At 71.8% G+C, this 18128-nt stretch carries 17 protein-coding genes (1 of these 17 running past the window's edge); 8 read left to right on the plus strand and 9 right to left on the minus strand.

All coding sequences use genetic code 11. From position 1 onward, the window contains the following. A protein-coding gene (locus tag C1703_RS07830; RefSeq protein ID WP_114251209.1) for a YbhB/YbcL family Raf kinase inhibitor-like protein crosses the window boundary here: on the plus strand, window positions 1-526 show its 3' portion. Its footprint begins 14 nt before the window's first position; only the last 526 of its 540 coding nucleotides appear in the window; the start codon falls outside the window, past its left edge; its stop codon occupies window positions 524-526. 210 nt (window positions 527-736) lie between these two features. Continuing rightward, window positions 737-1243 (plus strand): HNH endonuclease, encoded by a 507-nt coding sequence (locus C1703_RS07835; RefSeq protein WP_114251210.1) that lies wholly within the window; start codon window positions 737-739, stop codon window positions 1241-1243. A 56-nt stretch (window positions 1244-1299) separates the two neighbouring features. On the opposite strand, the gene C1703_RS07840 is transcribed toward C1703_RS07835, so the two are convergent. From C1703_RS07840 to C1703_RS07850, 3 genes are all read right to left on the minus strand, one after another. Then, a complete protein-coding gene (locus C1703_RS07840; RefSeq protein WP_114251211.1) occupies window positions 1300-2259 on the minus strand; it encodes an SPFH domain-containing protein in 960 nt (319 codons plus the stop codon). A gap of 132 nt (window positions 2260-2391) precedes the next feature. After that, window positions 2392-2823 (minus strand): NfeD family protein, encoded by a 432-nt coding sequence (locus tag C1703_RS07845; protein ID WP_114251212.1) that lies wholly within the window; start codon window positions 2821-2823, stop codon window positions 2392-2394. 95 nt (window positions 2824-2918) lie between these two features. Further along, window positions 2919-3716 carry an ABC transporter ATP-binding protein gene (locus tag C1703_RS07850; RefSeq protein WP_114251213.1) on the minus strand — a complete coding sequence of 266 codons (798 nt, stop codon included), beginning with the start codon at window positions 3714-3716 and terminating at the stop codon, window positions 2919-2921. Window positions 3717-3877: 161 nt separating this feature from the next. Between C1703_RS07850 and C1703_RS39590 the strand changes: the two genes are divergently transcribed. Next, the gene (locus C1703_RS39590) at window positions 3878-4666 is read left to right on the plus strand and encodes a hypothetical protein (protein ID WP_114251214.1); all 789 of its coding nucleotides are present in this window, start codon (window positions 3878-3880) and stop codon (window positions 4664-4666) included. Window positions 4667-5033: 367 nt separating this feature from the next. Here the strand turns inward: C1703_RS39590 and C1703_RS07865 are convergent, their stop codons facing one another. From C1703_RS07865 to C1703_RS07875, 3 genes are all read right to left on the minus strand, one after another. Continuing rightward, window positions 5034-5276, minus strand: a complete 243-nt coding sequence (locus C1703_RS07865; protein ID WP_114251215.1) for a chaplin — start codon at window positions 5274-5276, stop codon at window positions 5034-5036. Window positions 5277-5432: 156 nt separating this feature from the next. Further along, window positions 5433-6074 (minus strand): response regulator transcription factor, encoded by a 642-nt coding sequence (locus C1703_RS07870; RefSeq protein WP_198678112.1) that lies wholly within the window; start codon window positions 6072-6074, stop codon window positions 5433-5435. Continuing rightward, window positions 6067-7212, minus strand: coding sequence for a GAF domain-containing sensor histidine kinase (locus tag C1703_RS07875; protein ID WP_114251216.1), 1146 nt, complete (start codon window positions 7210-7212; stop codon window positions 6067-6069). The genes C1703_RS07870 and C1703_RS07875 overlap by 8 nt, the downstream gene beginning before the upstream one ends. Window positions 7213-7484: 272 nt before the next feature. Between C1703_RS07875 and C1703_RS07880 the strand changes: the two genes are divergently transcribed. The 3 genes from C1703_RS07880 (at window position 7485) to C1703_RS07890 (ending at window position 10299) form a co-directional block, all read left to right on the plus strand. Continuing rightward, window positions 7485-8183: an SDR family oxidoreductase gene (locus tag C1703_RS07880; RefSeq protein ID WP_114251217.1), complete on the plus strand. Its 699-nt coding sequence runs from the start codon at window positions 7485-7487 to the stop codon at window positions 8181-8183. Beyond that, the gene (locus C1703_RS07885; protein ID WP_114251218.1) at window positions 8180-9223 is read left to right on the plus strand and encodes an S-adenosylmethionine:tRNA ribosyltransferase-isomerase; all 1044 of its coding nucleotides are present in this window, start codon (window positions 8180-8182) and stop codon (window positions 9221-9223) included. The genes C1703_RS07880 and C1703_RS07885 overlap by 4 nt, the downstream gene beginning before the upstream one ends. 347 nt (window positions 9224-9570) lie before the next feature. After that, window positions 9571-10299 (plus strand): transglycosylase SLT domain-containing protein, encoded by a 729-nt coding sequence (locus C1703_RS07890; RefSeq protein ID WP_114251219.1) that lies wholly within the window; start codon window positions 9571-9573, stop codon window positions 10297-10299. Between the two features lie 91 nt (window positions 10300-10390). Here the strand turns inward: C1703_RS07890 and C1703_RS07895 are convergent, their stop codons facing one another. After that, window positions 10391-12940: an FHA domain-containing protein gene (locus C1703_RS07895; RefSeq protein WP_198678113.1), complete on the minus strand. Its 2550-nt coding sequence runs from the start codon at window positions 12938-12940 to the stop codon at window positions 10391-10393. A gap of 242 nt (window positions 12941-13182) precedes the next feature. Between C1703_RS07895 and C1703_RS07900 the strand changes: the two genes are divergently transcribed. Further along, entirely contained in the window at window positions 13183-15861 is a 2679-nt protein-coding gene (locus tag C1703_RS07900) for a streptophobe family protein (RefSeq protein WP_114257334.1), read from the plus strand. 129 nt (window positions 15862-15990) lie between these two features. After that, window positions 15991-17205, plus strand: a complete 1215-nt coding sequence (serB, locus tag C1703_RS07905; protein WP_114251221.1) for a phosphoserine phosphatase SerB — start codon at window positions 15991-15993, stop codon at window positions 17203-17205. A 68-nt stretch (window positions 17206-17273) separates the two neighbouring features. Here the strand turns inward: serB and C1703_RS07910 are convergent, their stop codons facing one another. Both C1703_RS07910 and C1703_RS07915 read right to left on the minus strand, forming a co-directional pair. Then, complete coding sequence (locus tag C1703_RS07910; protein ID WP_114251222.1) at window positions 17274-17792, minus strand: histidine phosphatase family protein; 519 nt, start codon at window positions 17790-17792, stop codon at window positions 17274-17276. Between the two features lie 65 nt (window positions 17793-17857). Continuing rightward, on the minus strand, window positions 17858-18064 hold the full coding sequence (locus tag C1703_RS07915) for a hypothetical protein (RefSeq protein ID WP_114251223.1): 207 nt from the start codon (window positions 18062-18064) through the stop codon (window positions 17858-17860). Window positions 18065-18128: the final 64 nt, after the last annotated feature.

An 18128-nucleotide genomic window follows, 5' to 3' on the forward strand; every position in this document is an offset into this window, starting at 1 on the left:
GCGGCGGCCGCTCCCCCACGACTTCCATCCGCCCGTGCCGTCGTTCACGGTCGAGAGCAAGGACGTCCGGGAAGGGGCGACGCTCAAGGACGCTCAGGTCTACGCGGCCGGCAACACCTCACCGCACCTGCGGTGGGAGGGCTTCCCGCCGGAGACCAAGAGCTTCGCCGTGACCTGCTACGACCCCGATGCCCCGACGGGCAGTGGGTTCTGGCACTGGGTGCTGTTCGACATCCCGGCTTCGGTGACCGAGCTGCCGGTGGGGGCGGGCAGCGGCGCGTTCGAGGGGCTGCCCGAGGGCGCGATCCACGCTCGTAACGACTACGGCAGCAAGGACTTCGGCGGGGCCGCGCCGCCGCCCGGGGACGGGTCGCACCGGTACGTGTTCACGGTGTACGCCGTGGACCAGGAGAAGCTGGGCCCGGACGCGGACGCCAGTCCGGCTTTCGTCGGCTTCAACCTGCGTTTCCACACCATCGCGCGGGCTCAGCTGATCGGTGAGTACGAGGTGCCCGCCGAAGACTGAGCAAGCCGTCCGGCGATCCCAGCGTTCACGGAACGTTTGCCCGCTCCTGGTCTTGGAATTGATCAGGAGCGGGCATTTTTGTTGCCGGGGGTCGCGGGGGTCACCCCCCGTGGGAGCAGCAGATATTGCGTTGTCCATCTCGGCGTGCCCGGCCAGAGTTGATCCCAGCCCGCCAGGGGGTGGGCCGGTGCACACGGGAGGTGGGCTGGTATGCGGGACACGCTGGTACTCAACGCGAGCTTCGAGCCGTTGTCGACGGTGACGCTGAACCGAGCCGTCGTTCTGGTGCTTCAGGACAAGGCCGTCGTCGAGCAGGCCCACCCCGAACTGCGGATGCGGGGAGCCGCGGTCGACATACCGGCGCCCCGGGTGATCAGGCTCTGCCAGTACGTGCGGGTGCCGTTCCGAAGACGAGCGCCGTGGTCGAGGCGGGGTGTGCTGGTCCGTGACCGGCACCGGTGCGCGTACTGCGGGAGGCGGGCGACGACCGTGGACCACGTGGTGCCGCGGTCGCAGGGCGGGCAGGACACGTGGCTGAACACGGTGGCCTCGTGCGCCGAGGACAATCACCGCAAGGCGAACCGGACTCCGGAGGAGGCGGGGATGCCGTTGCTGCGGCAGCCGTTCGAGCCGACTCCGGCGGACGCGATGCTGCTGGCGCTGGGGCAGGACGACTTCGACGCGCTGCCGGAGTGGCTGGCCCAGCCGGCCGCCTAGCGGTCGCGTGCGAAGGGGCCCGCTTCCTGGGAAGCGGGCCCCTTCGCACGTGTCGGTCAGTCGATGGACGGCTTCTCGCGACGTTCCTGGGCGGGGACCTGGGCCCCGGAGGCGCCGCCGTTGCCGCCGGAACCTCCGCCGATGCCGCCGAAGTTGCCCATGGCGCCGGACAGGCCCTTGAGGGCGTCGCCGATTTCGCTCGGGACGATCCAGAGCTTGTTGGCGTCGCCCTCGGCGATCTTGGGGAGCATCTGGAGGTACTGGTACGAGAGGAGCTTCTGGTCCGGGTCGCCGGCGTGGATGGCCTCGAAGACCGTACGGACGGCCTGGGCCTCGCCCTCGGCGCGCAAGGCGGCTGCCTTGGCCTCACCTTCGGCGCGCAGGATCTGGGACTGCTTCTCGCCCTCGGCGCGCAGGATCTCGGACTGCCGGACACCTTCGGCCTGGAGGATCGCGGCGCGCTTGTCGCGGTCGGCGCGCATCTGCTTCTCCATCGAGTCCTGGATGGAGGTGGGCGGCTCGATGGCCTTCAGCTCGACGCGGTTGACGCGGATGCCCCACTTGCCGGTGGCCTCGTCGAGGACGCCGCGCAGGGCCGCGTTGATCTCCTCGCGGGAGGTCAGGGTCCGCTCCAGGTCCATGCCGCCGATGATGTTGCGGAGCGTGGTGACGGTGAGCTGCTCGATCGCCTGGATGTAGCTGGCGACTTCGTAGGTGGCGGCCCGGGCGTCGGTCACCTGGTAGTAGATGACGGTGTCGATGTTGACGACCAGGTTGTCCTGGGTGATCACCGGCTGCGGCGGGAACGGGACGACCTGTTCGCGCAGGTCGATGCGGTTGCGGATGGTGTCGATGAACGGGACGACGATGTTGAGGCCCGCGTTCAGGGTCCGCGTGTAGCGGCCGAACCGCTCCACGATGGCCGCGCTGGCCTGTGGGATGACTTGGATCGTCTTGATCAGGGCGATGAAGACCAACACCACCAGAATGATCAGGACGATGATGACCGGTTCCATCGTCGTTCCCCGTGTCCCTTCTCCGCTGCGGCGTCTTCGGCAGATCTTATGGTTGTCGAAGATCTTGCTGGTCGAGTCTGACAGACCGTCGCGTAGCTGGCGAGGAGTTCACTCCAGTTACGTCGTGCGAGGTCACATGACGATCGCGGTCGCACCCTCGATGTCCACGACGTCCACTTCCTGGCCCACTTCGTAGGCGCGGCCGGTGTCGAGGGCGCGGGCCGACCAGACCTCTCCGGCCAGCTTGATCCGGCCGCCGGAGGCGTCGACGCGTTCCAGGACGACGGCTTGTCTGCCCTTCAACGCGTCCACGCCGGTGGCGAGTTGGGGTCGCTGGGCGCGATGTCGGTTCGCGATGGGGCGTACGACGGCGATGCCCGCGGTCGAGATGACGGCGAAGACGACGACCTGGGCGACGGCTCCGCCGCCGAAGACGCCGCTGACCGCCGCGGCGCCGATGGCGCCCACCGCGAGCATGCCGAGTTCGGGCATCGCGGTGATCACGAGCGCGATGCCGAGCGCTGCCGCGCCGATCAGCCACCACAGCCATGCGTCGATTTCCACATGGTCATGGTAGGTCCGCGGGCCCTGTCGCCGACAGGGCGCCCAGCGAGTGAAATGCCGTTCTCGCTCTGGGATTTGTGTGGCGCGGGGGCGGGTCAGGACAGCGGGAGGCCCTGCGCGGTCCAGCGGTCGCCCACCTGTTCGACGACGAGGGGGAGGCCGAAGCAGAGGGAGAGGTTGCGGGAGGTGAGTTCGAGCTCCAGGGGACCCGCGGCGAGGACCTTGCCCTGGCGGATCATGAGGACGTGGGTGAAGCCCGGGGGGATCTCCTCGACGTGGTGGGTGACCATGAGCATCGAGGGGGCGATGGGGTCGCGGGCGAGCCGGCCGAGGCGGCGGACGAGGTCCTCGCGGCCGCCGAGGTCGAGGCCGGCGGCGGGCTCGTCCAGGAGCAGCAGCTCGGGGTCGGTCATCAGGGCACGGGCGATGAGGGTGCGCTTGCGCTCGCCCTCGGAGAGCGTGCCGAACTTGCGCTCCAGGTACTCGCTCATGCCGAGGCGGTCGAGGAAGGCGCGGGCGCGCTGTTCGTCGATCTCCTCGTAGTCCTCGTGCCAGGTGGCGGTCATGCCGTACGCGGCGGTCAGGACCGTCTCCAGGACCGTCTGGCGCTTGGGGAGCTTGTCGGCCATGGCGATGCCGGCCATGCCGATGCGCGGGCGCAGCTCGAAGACGTCGGTGCCGGGCCTGCCGAGGGTCTCGCCGAGGATGGCGGCGGTGCCCGAGCTGGGGAAGAGGTAGGTGGAAGCGAGGTTGAGGAGGGTGGTCTTGCCGGCGCCGTTCGGGCCGAGGATGACCCAGCGCTCGCCCTCCTTGACCGACCAGGAGACCTGGTCCACCAGAGCCCGGCCCTCACGGACCACGGATACGTCCTGAAGCTCCAGAACATCGCTCATGAGCGCGTTGTCTCCCCTTGCAGTGTGGCCGGTCTCGGCTGTCGCGTACGCCTGTGGCTCGGTCCGCCGCGCCGGTGGGCGCAGCCCTCCATGAAATCTACGCCACCGGTCGGCCCGGACATTCCCTCGGTCCGGTCCTTGGAGGGTCCTAGGCTGGGAGCATGCTCACGGAACCGCGCGCTGGACGTCTCGCAGCTTGGGGAAATGCCCTTTTGGCCGGACTTGTCTCGCCGGATGACGCCGTGCTCGCCATCGTCGGTGAGGACGCGGTGCACCGGGTGGAGGGGCTGCCCGGGGAGTCGGCGCCCGTCGGGCTGACGTTGGCACTGGGGCGGCTGCGGGCGCTCGGGGTGACCGGGTTGCGGGTGGCGCTGCCCGCGCCGGGGCATCCGCTGGGGCTGAGCGGGCCGCCGGAGTTCAACGCGCGGGCGCTGGACGCCGAGGAGGCGGTGGTCTGTTACGGGGCCGCGTTCGGGCTGGTGCCGGAGGTGTACGAGGCCGGGCCCGAGGGTGATGTGCATGCCGAGGTCGTGTGGCATGTGCTGCCCGTGCGGGAGGCGCCGCCCGCTGATGTGCCGTCGCTGGGTGAGGCGGAGCGGGAGTTGGCGGAGGCCCTGCGGGAGGCGACCGAGGTGCTGACGCGGCTGGATGTGGCCGGGTCGGGGCCGGTGGCGGAGGCCGCGATCGATGCGTATCGGGCTCGGGCCGAGCGGGGGCGGGAGGTGCTGGCGCCGGGGTATCCGCCGCGGGCGGTGCGGGTGCTGGAGTTGGCGCGGCGGGTGGGGACGCTGATCGGGGTGGCCACGGAGAGTGGGCACGGGGGTGCGGTGAGTTCGGCGGAGATCTTCGCGCGGCGGGAGGCCTTGCGGCCGGTGGAGCGGACGGCTCGGCGGGCGCAGGTCGCGGCGTACAACTCCGTTGTGGAGGAGCGGGAGCGGGGGGTGCGGTGAAACGGCCCGGGGTTGTGCGCGTGCTCGGCGCAGAGTGCAGGTGCTCGGCGTAGGGGCTGAGGTCGGGGCGTTGCGCGGCCCGGCGGAGCGGGGTGCCGCTGCGCCCACCCGTGCCGCCCCAGCGGCACGACTGCCCGCAGCTGGGCGGGATGGGGGCTGCGGCTGAGCGGGGGTCCGCAGTTGAGTCAGACGGGGGTTCGGAGTCAGCGGGGCAAGGGCCCGCAAGCTGAGCAGGGTGAGGGTCCGCAGCTGAGCGGGGCGTTTGACCGCAGGTGAGCAGGGCGGGCTCCGCGGCTAAGCCGGACGGCCTCCCAGGGGTGGCTGGGAGGCCGGTGGTTGCCTCCGGCTCGGAGACGGAGGCGGGGTGTCAGTGGTTGACGGCGAGGTTGCCGAAGGCGGGGTTCAGGATGCCCACGACGTTCACGCTGTTGCCGGACACGTTGACCGGGACGTGCACCGGGGCCTGGACCACGTTGCCCGAGGCGACACCCGGGGAGCCCACGGCCTGGCCGTCGGCGTGCGCGCTGGTGGCGGAGGCCATGCCCGCGCCCGCGGCCAGCAGGCCACCGGTCACCATCGTCACGGCCGCTGCCTTCTTCAGGTTCTTCACTTCTGAGCCCTCCTTGCGATTGCCGCGGCAGGCGCCGCAGCACGCACTGGAGAACGGCGGAGATCCACCGAGGATGCGCCAAATGGGGGACGTTCCCACGACAGTATGAATCTCGGTCCGGAACGGAACCCTCCGTGTTGCCGTGGGGTGAGCGTGTCAGCCGGTCACGCCATGGCGAACGGCCCACAGGGCGGCCTGCGTTCGGTCGGCCAGGTCGAGTTTCATCAGGATGTTCGAGACGTGGGTCTTGACGGTCTTCTCGGAGAGGACGAGCGCGCGGGCGATCTCCCGGTTGGAACGGCCGTCCGCTATCAGGCCGAGCACCTCGCGCTCCCGCTCGGTCAGTGAACCTCCCCTGCCGGGGCCGGAGTTGGCCTCCTCCTGGGAGAGCAGGGCGCCGGCGACCTCCGGCTGGAGGAGGATGTGCCCGGCGTGGACGGAGCGGATGGCTCCGGCGAGGGCGTCGGGGTCGACGTCCTTGTAGACGTAGCCGGCGGCGCCCGCGCGCAGGGCCGGGACCACCGTGCGCTGCTCGGTGAAGCTGGTGACGACCAGCACGCGCGCGGGGTTGTCGAGTTCGCGGAGTCTGCGCAGGGCGTCGACGCCGTCCATGCCCGGCATCTTGACGTCCATGAGGATGACGTCGGGCCGCAGTTCCTCGGCCCGGTCGACTCCCTCGGCGCCGTCGGCCGCCTCGCCGACGACCTCGATGTCGTCCTGCACTTCGAGGAACGTGCGCAGGCCCCGGCGGACGACCTGGTGGTCGTCGACGAGCAGTACCTTGATCACGTCAGCCACCGGGGACCTCCATCTCGATCGTGGTGCCCTTGCCGGGCGCCGATTCCACGGTCAGCGTGCCCCCGGCGCCGCTCGCCCGGTCCCGCATCGAGACCAGGCCGAGGTGACGCCCCGCGCGGCGGACCGCCTGGGGGTCGAAGCCGTTGCCGTCGTCCGTGACCCGCAGGACGGCGCCGCCGTCGCGGCGGTCCAGGGTCACGTCGACGTGGTCGGCGCCGGAGTGGCGCAGGGCGTTGTGCAGGGCCTCCTGGGCGACGCGCAGGAGGGCCTCCTCCTGGGAGGCGGGCAGGGCCTTGACGCCGTGGCCGGTGAAGGTCACGCGGGCGCTGTGGGCGCGGTCGAGGACCTGTATCTGCGTCCGGAGGGTCGCCACGAGGCCGTCTTCGTCGAGGGCGGCTGGGCGCAACTCGACGACCGCCGCGCGCAGTTCGTCGGCGGCCTCGGCGGCGAGGGCCGCCACCTGCTGCAGTTCGCCCTTGGCGCGGGAGGGGTCGCGGTCCACCAGGCGGGCCGCCGCCTGGGCCGTCAGACGCAGGGAGAACAGCTTCTGGCTGACCGCGTCGTGCAGTTCGTGGGCCAGGCGCGAGCGTTCCTCGGCGATGGTCAGTTCGCGGCTGCGTTCGTAGAGGCGGGCGTTGGTGAGGGCGATCGCGGCGTGCTGGGCGAGGATGCCGAGCAGTTCCTCGTCGTCCTGGGTGAAGCCGCAGCTGCCCTCGGGCTTCTTGCAGTTCTTGTTCGCCAGGAACAGCGCGCCGATCACCTCCTCGCCGTCCCGGATCGGCAGGCCCAGGAAGTCGACCAGGTCCGGGTGGGCCTTCGGCCAGCCCTCGAAGCGGGGGTCCTTGCGGACGTCGGCGAGGCGTTCGGCCCTGGCCTCGTGCAGCATCGCGGCGAGGATGCCGTGCTGGCGCGGGAGGGGGCCGATGGCCTTCCACTGCTCCTCGCTGACGCCGTCGACCACGAACTGGGCGAAGCCGCCGTGGTCGTCCGGGACGCCGAGCGCGGCGTACTGCGCGTCGAGCAGCTCGCGGGCCGAGGCGACGATCGTCTTCAGGACGTCGCGCACCTCGAGATGCCTGCTCATGGCCAGCAACGCGGAGCTCACCGCGGCGAGGCCGGACCGGGGACCGTGGCTCATGTCCTCACGGTACCGGCGGGCTGTGACAGCGCGGATCGGACCGGTGACGGCGGAAGCCCGGCCGGTGGACCTAGGTCGCTCGGCCTAGTGCGGGCCTGGGCGGTACAGGGGCGCCGGGACCGGAGCGGCCGGGTGGGTCCGGACCAGGTCCGGGGGCGGTGGGCCCGTGGTCTAGGGCGAAGGGCCCCGGTGGATTGCGGCTCGCGTCCGAGGCGGTCCGGGCGGTCCCGTTCCTACGGTGAGGGCACGCGATCACGACGAGGGAGCCGATCATGCCGGTTGCGATCATCACCGGGGCCTCGAAGGGGCTGGGCCGGGCGCTCGCGGAGGCGCTGGCCGGGCGTGGCTGGGACCTGGTGCTCGACGCCCGGGGCGCCGAGGTCCTGGCGGACGCCGCAAGGGCGGTCTCCGCGCACGGCACGCGCGTGACCGCCCTGCCCGGGGACGTCACGGACGCCGCGCACCGGGCTCAGCTGGTGGCGGCGGCGTGGCGGCTGGGCGGGGTCGACCTGCTGGTGCACAACGCGAGCGCGCTGGGCGCCGAGCCGCTGGTGCGGCTGGAGGAGCTGCCCCTTGATGGGCTCCGGAGGGCGCTGGAGGTGAACCTGGTGGCGGGCCTGGGCCTGGTCCAGGAGGCGCTGCCGCTGCTGCGGGCCTCGGAGGCGGGGGCCGTGGTGGCGGTCAGCTCGGACGCGGCCGCCGAGGCGTACGAGACGTGGGGCGGCTACGGGGCCTCCAAGGCGGCTCTGGACCACCTGGCGGCGGTGCTCGCCGTGGAGGAGCCGGGGCTGCGGGTCTGGGCGGTGGATCCCGGGGACATGGCAACGGACCTGTATGCGGCGGCCGTGCCGGACGATCATGAGCCGCGGCCGGAGCCGGCGGCCGTGGTGCCGGGGTTCCTGCGGCTGCTGGACGAGCGGCCGGCGAGCGGGCGGTACGGGGCCCCGGCTCTGGTGGACGGGGTTCGATGACACTGGCCGTGCGCGTGCCGCAGGAGTTGTCGGCCCGGGTGCCCGTCGAGCAGCGGGGTCCCGGGCTGGACCGGGACGCCGTACGGATGCTGGTGTCCCGGGGTGCCGAGGTGGCGCATCACACGTTCTCGGAGCTGCCGCGGCTGCTGCGGGCCGGGGATCTGCTGGTGGTCAACACCTCGGCCACGCTGGCGGCGGCCGTCGACGGATGGATCGATCACGCGCGCGTGGTGGTGCACTTCTCCACCCGCGGGGACGACGGCCGCTGGGCGGTGGAGCTGCGGGAGCCGGACGGGCGGGGCACCACGCGCGCGCGTGCGGGCGGGCCCGCGCAGACAGGGGTGTGTCTGCCAGGGGGTGTGCGGCTGGTCCTGGAGGAGCCGCTGAGCGGGCGGAGCGAGCGGCTGTGGTGGGCTCGGGTGTCCGGGGCCGGGGTGCCGGGGCTGCTGCGGGAGCACGGGCGGCCCATTCGGTACGCCTACACGGAGCGGGACCAGCCGCTGTCCGTCTACCAGACGGTGTTCGCGCTGCCGTCCGGGGACGGGTCGGGCAGTGCGGAGATGCCGAGCGCGGCGCGGCCCTTCACGGCGCGGCTGGTGACGGAGCTGGTGAGCCGGGGGGTGCGGTTCGCGCCGGTCACCCTGCACACGGGGGTGGCGTCGGCGGAGGCGCACGAGCCGCCGTATCCGGAGCGTTTCGCGGTGCCGGAGGCGTCCGCGGGGCTGATCAACGCCACGAAGGCCGGGGACGGCCGGGTCATCGCGGTCGGCACGACGGCGGTACGGGCCGTGGAGTCGGCGGTGGGCTCCGACGGGACCGTGCGGCCGCGGGCCGGGTGGACCGACCTGGTGGTGACGCCGGAGCGCGGGGTCCGTGTCGTGGACGGGCTGCTGACCGGGCTGCACGAGCCGGAGGCCTCGCATCTGCTGATGCTGGAGGCGGTCGCGGGGCGGGCGGCGATCGAGCGGGGCTACGAGGCCGCGCTCCGGGGCCGGTACCTGTGGCATGAGTTCGGGGACGTGCACCTGCTGGTGCCGTAGCCGGCCGGGCCCTCACGCAGAGCATCGCTTGTGCAACCAGCCGTGAGACCGGGCGTCGCCCGGTGTGAGCCCGCGCATAGGACGCACGTCACGTACGAAAGTGCGTAGGAGACAAAGCCCCACCTATTGAGCGGCGCAGACAGTCCAATCTGCCCCGTTTTGCCCCTCCCTGATCCACTATCGGGCATCGTACGTCACACCTTTGCCACGCCATTTTGCGGCCGCTAAGAATTGCTGGCGTCGCTCAGCGCCGTGGGTTCTCCCCCGCGGCGTTCGTGTCGGAAGCACAACCGTCCAACGCCGGACGCCGAGCGACCCCCGCGCTATTCGAAGAGGTCCACAGCAGCATGCCCAAGAACATCTTCAGCCGTGTTCAGAGTCGTAGCCTGACCCGTCATCACAAGATCGCCATGGCCGGTGTCGCCACCCTCGGCGCCGTCGCCATCGGGGTCTCCGCGGTGCCGAGCGGCGCGTCGACCAAGACCACGACCGAGGCCGCTCAGCCGGCTGCGGTGGCGTTCAGCACCGAGCAGATCAAGGACGTCAAGGCGAGTGTCACCGACCAGATGGCCGGTGCGAGCCTGAAGGCGGAGCAGATCGCGGCGAAGAAGAAGGCCGACGCCGCGGCCGCCGCCAAGAAGAAGGCCGCCGCCGAGGCGGCGAAGAAGAAGGCCGAGGCCGCGCGCAAGGCCAAGGAGGCCGCGAGCCGCGACGCCAAGCGCGCCCAGATCAAGAAGGCCGCCGCGAAGAGCTACCCGAACAACCTCGACGGCTGGATCCGCGAGTCGCTCGACGTCATGAAGAAGCACGGCATCCCCGGCTCCTACGACGGCATCAAGCGCAACATCATCCGGGAGTCCTCGGGCAACCCGAAGGCGATCAACAACTGGGACATCAACGCCATCAACGGCGTCCCGTCGAAGGGCCTGCTGCAGGTCATCCCGCCGACCTTCAAGGCGTACCACGTCCCCGGCACCTCCTGGGACATCTACGACCCGGTCGCCAACATCACCGCCGCCTGCAACTACGCGGCCGACAAGTACGGCTCCATGGACAACGTCTTCGGCGCGTACTGAGGCTGGCGCGGACCTCTGCTCGCTGAACCGAACGCCGAAGGGCGGCACCCGGCTGACGGGGTGCCGCCCTTCGGGCGCGGTGGAGCGGTGCCTACTTGCGCATGACCTCGGGCTCGTGGCGGCGCAGGAAGCGGGCCACGAAGAAGCCGCAGATCACACCGAGGGCGAGCAGCGCGCCCATGTCCATGGCCCAGGCGCCGACCGTGTGCTCCCACAGCGGGTCGGTGTCGCCGGGCGTCTCCGGCGGGCTGATCTTGTTGAAGTCCAGCGTGGCGCCGGAGGCGGCGACCGCCCAGCGCGACGGCATCAGGAACGAGAACTGGTTGACGCCGATCGAGCCGTGCAGCGTGAACAGGCAGCCCGTGAAGACGACCTGGATGATCGCGAACATCACCAGCAGCGGCATGGTCTTCTCGGCGGTCTTCACCAGCGACGAGATGATCAGGCCGAACATCATCGACGTGAAGCCCAGCGCCATGATCGGCACCGACAGCTCCAGCAGCGTCGCGCTGCCGAAAACGAGCCCTTCCTCCGGGATCTCCCGGCTGGAGAAGCCGATGACGCCGACCAGCAGGCCCTGCAGCACGGTGATCATGCCGAGCACGAACACCTTCGACATCAGGTACGCCGAGCGGGACAGGCCGGTCGCGCGCTCCCGCTCGTAGATGACCCGTTCCTTGATCAGCTCACGGACGGAGTTCGCCGCGCCAGCGAAGCAGGCGCCGACCGCGAGGATCAGCAGGACCGTGGTGGCCGTGCCGTTGGGGATGATCCGGCCGGTCTGCGGGTTCTCCGGGTTCGGCAGCAGGCCCCGGTCCGCGTCGATGAGCAGGCTCACCGCGCCGAGCACGGCCGGCAGGATCACCATCAGCGCCAGGAAGCCCTTGTCGGACGCGATCACGGAGACGTACCGCCGCACGAGCGTGACGAACTGGGACATCCAGCCCTGCGGCTTCGGCGGCTTCATCGCCTGCATGGGCGCGACCTGTACGGACTGCGGCGCGACGGCGTCGATGTCCGCGGCGTACATCTGGTAGTGCTGTGAGCCCTTCCAGCGGCCCGCCCAGTCGTAGTCGCGGTAGTTCTCGAAGGCGGAGAAGACGTCGGCCCAGGTGTCGTAGCCGAAGAAGTTCAGCGCCTCCTCGGGCGGGCCGAAGTAGGCCACCGAGCCGCCGGGCGCCATCACGAGGAGCTTGTCGCACAGGGCCAGCTCGGCCACGGAGTGGGTGACGACGAGGACCGTGCGGCCGTCGTCGGCGAGGCCGCGCAGCAGCTGCATGACGTCGCGGTCCATGCCCGGGTCGAGGCCGGAGGTCGGCTCGTCCAGGAAGATCAGCGACGGCTTGGTCAGCAGCTCCAGGGCGACCGAGACGCGCTTGCGCTGGCCGCCGGAGAGGGACGTGACCTTCTTGTCCTTGTGGATGTCGAGCTTGAGCTCGCGCAGCACCTCGTCGATGCGGGCCTCGCGCTCGGCGCCCGTGGTGTCGGCCGGGAAGCGCAGCTTGGCCGCGTACTTGAGGGCCTTCTTGACGGTCAGCTCCTTGTGCAGGATGTCGTCCTGCGGGACGAGACCGATGCGCTGGCGCAGCTCGGCGAACTGCTTGTAGAGGTTCCGGTTGTCGTAGAGGACCTCGCCCTGGTTGGCGGGGCGGTAGCCCGTGAGCGCCTTGAGCAGGGTCGACTTGCCGGAACCGGACGGGCCGATGACCGCGATCAGCGACTTCTCCGGGACGCCGAAGGAGACGTCCTTGAGGATCTGCTTGCCGCCGTCGACCGTGACGGTCAGGTGGCGGGCGGAGAAGGACACCTCACCGGTGTCGACGAACTCCTCCAGCCGGTCGCCCACGATCCGGAACGTCGAGTGGCCGACGCCGACGACGTCGGCCGGCCCGAGCAGCTGGGAGCCGCCCTTGGGGATCGGCTGGCCGTTGACGTACGTGCCGTTGTGCGAGCCGAGGTCGCGGATCTCCATGCGGCCGTCGGGCATGGCGTGGAACTCGGCGTGGTGCCGGGAGACCTGCAGGTCGGAGACGACCAGTTCGTTCTCCAGGGCACGGCCGATCCGCATCACGCGGCCGAGGGAGAACTGGTGGAACGTGGTCGGGCTGCGGTCGCCGTAGACCGGCGGTGCCCCCGCGACACCGCCGGGACCCTGCTGCTGCGGGATGTGCGCCGCGGGCTGCTGCGGCTGCTGCTGCCAGCCGGCCTGGGCCTGCTGCTGCGGGGCCTGGGGCTGCTGGTGGGGCGGCGCCTGCTGGGCGGGGGCCTGCTGGGCCCAGCCCGCGTTCGCGCCCTGTGCTGCGTACGGCTGCTGCTGGGGCTGGGCCTGGGGCGTTGCGACGGAGGCCGCGGCGCCGGAGAGGTTCAGGCGCGGGCCGTCGGTCGCGTTGCCCAGGTTGACGGCCGAGCCGGGGCCGAGTTCCAGCTGATGGATCCGCTGCCCCTGCACGAACGTGCCGTTGGTGCTGCCGTGGTCCTCGATGACCCAACTGCGGCCGTTGAAGCTGACCGTGGCGTGACGCCAGGAGACCCTGGCGTCGTCGAAGACGACGTCCCCCTGCGGATCACGTCCGAGGGTGTATGACCTGGACGGATCGAGCGTCCAGGTACGTCCGTTTGATTCCAGTACGAGTTCCGGCACTCCATGCCCCACTGAGTTGTCCCCCGAGTTACCCCCGACATGGGGAGTCTAGGGATGTCGAACATCGGGGGGAACTATTTCAGTAGCGGCCCCCTGACCGAAAGTCGGGCCTTGTGAAGACCGCGTTCGGACGCATCAGCCGATTCCGTTGACGGGGTTGAAAACGGGCCGGAGAGTGGTATTTCGACGCGAGGGGGACATGCGCGGTGTCCCCCGCCGCGCAGCGGATCGGGGGGTCTGCCATGGGTGGTGCCACAGGTGTCGGCGGGGCGAGGAACGACGTGCGCGTGCCGTGGGGGGACGTGCTGATGTCCGCCGTCGCCGCCGTGAGCTGGGCGTTGATCGGGATGGCGGGCACGGCGGCGCTGGGCCTGCGGCTGCTGGAGGCGGACACGGCGGGCTCGTTGGGGTCGATGACCGCGGCGGTGGTGGCTCTCGCCGCGGGGGGTTCGGTCACGCCGTCCGGTGACGTGTCGGCGTTCGGCCTCACGAGCGCCGAGGCGGACACGGCCATCGAGATCACGCCACTCGGGGTGAGCCTCGTCGGGGCCGTGCTGCTGTCGTACTTCTTCCTACGGTCCTTGCGGGCGGCGGGAGTTGTGGTGTCGCCGGCCGAACTCCTCGCGCGTGCGGGCGCGTCGGTCGCGCTGTTCGTGACGATGCTGGGCGGGCTGGCCTGGGCGGGGCACGACGTCATCACGATCGACGGCGGGTCGCTGGGGCTGGACGACGTGACCGGTGGGGGTGGCGGTGGCAGCGGGGGTGTCGAGCTTCCGGGGCTGGGGGACATCGGGGGGCTGCTGCCGGACCGGCTCGGCGACCTGGTCGACGCCCGTGCCTCGGTCGGTTTCACGGTCGACACCGCGCCGACGCTGCTCGGCGGGTTGTGCTGGTCGGCGGGGATCCTCGCCATAGCCCTGCTGGCCTCGCGCCGCACGCCGCTGCCGCGGGGCTGGGAGGCCGTGCACCGGGTGGTACGGCCGGCCGTGTCCGCGGTGGTGACCGTACTGCTGGTGGCGGTGGCGGCGGGGCTCGCCGCGGCGGGGTACGCGGCGATCGGCGACGACCATCCGCGACGCATCGCCGGGGCGGCGCTGCTCGGGGCGCCGAACGGGGTGTGGCTGGGCATCCCGATCGGCCTGCTCGTGCCGTGGGACGGGCGGGCGACCGGGGAACTGACCCGGTTCCTGCCGGACCCGCTGGACGACCTGCTCACGGTCGGCTCCGACCAGCCGGTGACGCTGGGGCGACTGGCCGAGCTGGACGGCCGGGTGTGGCTGCTGGGTGTGGCGGCGGCTTCGATGATGCTGCTGGCCGGGGTGCTGACGGCGGCGCGGACGCCGGTGGGGGGCGGCGGGGCCGGAGCGGTGGGGTGGGGGGCTGGTGGTCGGGAGGCTGGTGGTCAGGAGGCTGGTGGTCGGGGGGTCGTAGGGGGGCAGGGGGTGGAGGCTGGGTACGCGCGGTCGGCTGGTCCTTGGGGTTCTGGGGGTAACGGGGGTTCTGGGGGTTCTGGGGTTCTTGGAGGTTCTGGGGGTTCGAGGGGGTCCGGGAGTTCCTCGGGCGTACGGGGTTCGGGGGCCGTCGGTTTCGCGGCGCGGTGTGCGCTGCGGCTGGGGGTCGCGACCGCCCTCGCCCTGCCCTTGCTGGCGTGGCTGACGGAGGTGTCCGTGACGGCCTCCCTGTCCGTGCTCGGCTTCGACGCGTTCGGCGCGGGCATCGACCTGCACGGGCACCTCGGCATGGCACTGCTGCTGGGCGCGGTGTGGGGTGTGGGGGCCGGGGCCGTCGGGGCGCTGCTGGCGTGGGCGAGCGGAGCGGCGGGGCGGGCGGCGGCGCCGCTGGCCCGGGCGGAAGGGCTGAGCGGGAGCGGTTGGCCGAGCAGGGCCGGCGGCACGGGCAGCACCGGCGGGGTAGGCGGCTCGGGGGGAGTCGGGCAGGCGCGAGCATCGGCGGCTGGGTCAGGGGCGGCAGGTGTCGGTCAGGCAGGGCCGGCGGCCGGTGTGGGTCACGCCGGTCACGGCGTCGGTGCCGGGCCGCCCCAGGCCGGGCCTCGATCGGGCGCCCCGCGGCCGCCGCACGGCGAGGAGCCCGGGCCCTACGCGCCAGTTACGCCGTACCGGCCGCCGAACCCGGCCACCAATCCGTACCTCCGGGTGCCGGAGGAACTGCGTGAGCCGGAAGACGCACGGCCCCCCGGCGAGGCCGCCCTGCACGACCGGCCCCCGTGGCCGGGCGAACGCCCTGGCCGGCCCCGTCAGCCGGGAGGACCCCCACACCCCGGTGAACCCCGGCCCTCGGATGACGCACGGCCGGGCGGCGACTCCGCAGGGGACGGTGGCTCCGCAGAGGGCCGCGGCTTCACAGGGGACGGTGGCTCCGCAGAGGGCCTCGGCTCCGCAGAGGACGGCGGCTCCGCAGAGGGCCTCGGCTCCGCAGAGGACGGTGGCTCCCCAGAGGCCCGTAGCTCCTCAGGGCACGGCGGCTCCCCAGAGGCCCGTAGCTCCTCAGGGCACGGCGGCTCCGCAGGGCACGGCGGCTCCCCAGAGGCCCGTAGCTCCTCAGGGCACGGCGACTCCCCAGAGGCCCGTAGCTCCTCAGGGCACGGCGGCTCCGCAGGGCACGGCGGCTCCCCAGAGGCCCGTAGCTCCTCAGGGCACGGCGACTCCCCAGAGGCCCGTAGCTCCTCAGGGCACGGCGGCTTCGCAGGGCACGGCGGCTCCCCAGAGGGCCATGGCTCCGCAGGGGCCCGTGACCTGTACGGCGCACCCACCGTGGCGCGGCCGGTCGGGCCGCCGCCCCGTGGGCCCCGGCAGCCGCCCGGGCCGAGGGGCGGGAACGGGCCGCCGGCCCGGCCGGACGACGGGCCGCCGCCTCCACCGCCCCCTCCCCCGCCGCCGCGCAAACCACGGGGCGGGAGGTAGTCCCGAGGGCACGGGGACGCCGTACCGGTACGTAAGGTTCACGCCACCGACGCGACACCCAGTGTTCGCTGTCCGCCAGACGGACCTCACGGGCGGTATCCCCTGCCTGCCGGATACGGTGGGACCACCATGAGCGCTTCGCAGACCTCGTCCTCTGACGTCCCCACCCTCCTTGTGAAGATCTTCGGCAAGGACAGGCCGGGCATCACGGCCGGCCTCTTCGACACCCTCGCCGCCTACTCCGTCGACGTCGTCGACATCGAGCAGGTCGTCACGCGTGGCCGAATGGTGCTGTGCGCGCTCGTGACCGAGCCGCCCCCCGGGCTCGAAGGAGATCTGCGGGCCACCGTCCACAGCTGGGCCGAGTCGATGAAGATGCAGGCGGAGATCATCTCCGGCCTCGGCGACAACCGGCCGCGCGGCCTGGGCCGCTCCCTGGTCACCGTGCTCGGGCATCCGCTCACCGCGGAGGCGACCGCGGCGATCGCCGCGCGGATCACCAAGACCGGCGGAAACATCGACCGTATCTTCCGACTCGCCAAGTACCCCGTGACCGCCGTCGAGTTCGCCGTCTCCGGCGTGGAGACCGAGCCGCTGCGCACCGCCCTGGCGATCGACGCGGCGAAGCTCGGCATCGACGTGGCGGTCGTCGCCGCCGGTCTGCACCGGCGCGCGCAGCGCCTGGTCGTCATGGACGTCGACTCGACGCTCATCCAGGACGAGGTCATCGAACTGTTCGCCGCGCACGCCGGCTGCGAGGACGAGGTCGCCGAGGTGACGGCGGCCGCGATGCGCGGGGAGCTGGACTTCGAGCAGTCCCTGCACGCGCGCGTGGCACTGCTGGAGGGGCTGGACGCCTCGGTCGTGGACAAGGTGCGCAGCGAGGTGCGGCTGACGCCGGGCGCCCGCACCCTGATCCGCACGCTGAAGCGGCTCGGCTACCAAGTCGGCGTCGTCTCGGGGGGTTTCACCCAGGTCACCGACGATCTGAAGGAGCGGCTCGGGCTGGACTTCGCCCAGGCCAACACGCTGGAGATCGTCGACGGCAGGCTGACGGGCAGGGTCACCGGCGAGATCGTCGACCGCGCGGGCAAGGCCCGGCTGCTGCGCCGGTTCGCCGCGGAGGCGGGTGTACCGCTGTCGCAGACGGTGGCGATCGGTGACGGGGCGAACGACCTCGACATGCTGAACGCGGCCGGTCTGGGCGTCGCCTTCAATGCCAAGCCGGTGGTGCGCCAGGCCGCGCACACGGCGGTGAACTTCCCCTTCCTGGACACGGTCCTGTACCTGCTGGGCATCACGCGCGAAGAGGTCGAGGCGGCCGACACCGTCGACACGGTCTGAGCCGACCGGGAGGGCCCGGCACCGCACCGGCGCCGGGCCCCTGTCACGCGGAGGTCACGCGGAGTGGCTCACTCGGCGGGCGCCCAGTAGTCCTGCAGCGTGGCCACGCCCGGCTCCAGGCTCTTCCACTCACCGGTGTAGGTCAGGACGGCGAAGGCGGCGGCCGGGAACCCGCGGCGGCCCATCCGCTCGCGGGCGTCGCCCTCGGCCGAACCCGCCAGGATGTCGGCGAGGCCCTGGATGCCCGGGTTGTGGCCGATCACGAGGATGTTCTGCGCGTCGTCGGGGGTCTCGTTGAGCACGGCGATCAGTTCGCCCGGCGAGGCCTCGTAGATCCGCTCCTCGTAGACGGTTTTCGGCCGCTGCGGGAACTCCTGGACGGCGAGCTTCCAGGTCTCCCGGGTCCGGACCGCGGTGGAGCACAGGGCCAGGTCGAAGGGGATGCCGGTGTCGGCGAGCCTGCGCCCGGCCTCCGCCGCGTCCATTCGGCCCCGGTCAGCGAGCGGGCGCTCGTGATCGGTCACCTGTGGCCAGTCGGCTTTCGCATGGCGGAAGAGGACAATCCTGCGGGATTCTGCGACGCTCATGAGATCCAGCTTCGCATGAAACACGCCACAGGGCGCAGGGAGTTGACCAGCGGATCCGGCCGTGCTCAGCGGGTTATCAGCTGCTGCGCGCGCTCGAAGAGGTGCGTGAGCGCGGGGTCGCCGGCGGCCGCGTGGGCGTCGGACGGGTTCAGGATCAGGGCGAGCAGCGCGGTGAAGGCGAGCATGGGCAGGGCGAGGGCCCACCAGGGCAGCCGGCTGTCGGCGCCGGCCCGGGTCGCCGGGTGGGGCCGGGTGTGGGTGGGAGCCGACATGCGTGCCTCCGCTCTTCGGACGGTCGGTGACCCGCTTCTCGTGGCCACACCTCGACGCTACGGA

Origin of the sequence: Streptomyces sp. Go-475, assembly GCF_003330845.1 — a bacterium.
GTDB lineage: Bacteria > Actinomycetota > Actinomycetes > Streptomycetales > Streptomycetaceae > Streptomyces.

Coding starts and splice junctions, on each gene's coding strand:
- C1703_RS07835 (WP_114251210.1), top strand. CDS start 737: ATGCGGGACACGCTGGTACTCAACGCGAGCTTCGAGCCGTTGTCGACG.
- C1703_RS07840 (WP_114251211.1), bottom strand. CDS start 2,259: ATGGAACCGGTCATCATCGTCCTGATCATTCTGGTGGTGTTGGTCTTC.
- C1703_RS07850 (WP_114251213.1), bottom strand. CDS start 3,716: ATGAGCGATGTTCTGGAGCTTCAGGACGTATCCGTGGTCCGTGAGGGC.
- C1703_RS39590 (WP_114251214.1), top strand. CDS start 3,878: ATGCTCACGGAACCGCGCGCTGGACGTCTCGCAGCTTGGGGAAATGCC.
- C1703_RS07875 (WP_114251216.1), bottom strand. CDS start 7,212: ATGAGCCACGGTCCCCGGTCCGGCCTCGCCGCGGTGAGCTCCGCGTTG.
- C1703_RS07880 (WP_114251217.1), top strand. CDS start 7,485: ATGCCGGTTGCGATCATCACCGGGGCCTCGAAGGGGCTGGGCCGGGCG.
- C1703_RS07885 (WP_114251218.1), top strand. CDS start 8,180: ATGACACTGGCCGTGCGCGTGCCGCAGGAGTTGTCGGCCCGGGTGCCC.
- C1703_RS07890 (WP_114251219.1), top strand. CDS start 9,571: ATGCCCAAGAACATCTTCAGCCGTGTTCAGAGTCGTAGCCTGACCCGT.
- C1703_RS07900 (WP_114257334.1), top strand. CDS start 13,183: ATGGGTGGTGCCACAGGTGTCGGCGGGGCGAGGAACGACGTGCGCGTG.
- serB (WP_114251221.1), top strand. CDS start 15,991: ATGAGCGCTTCGCAGACCTCGTCCTCTGACGTCCCCACCCTCCTTGTG.
- C1703_RS07910 (WP_114251222.1), bottom strand. CDS start 17,792: ATGAGCGTCGCAGAATCCCGCAGGATTGTCCTCTTCCGCCATGCGAAA.
- C1703_RS07915 (WP_114251223.1), bottom strand. CDS start 18,064: ATGTCGGCTCCCACCCACACCCGGCCCCACCCGGCGACCCGGGCCGGC.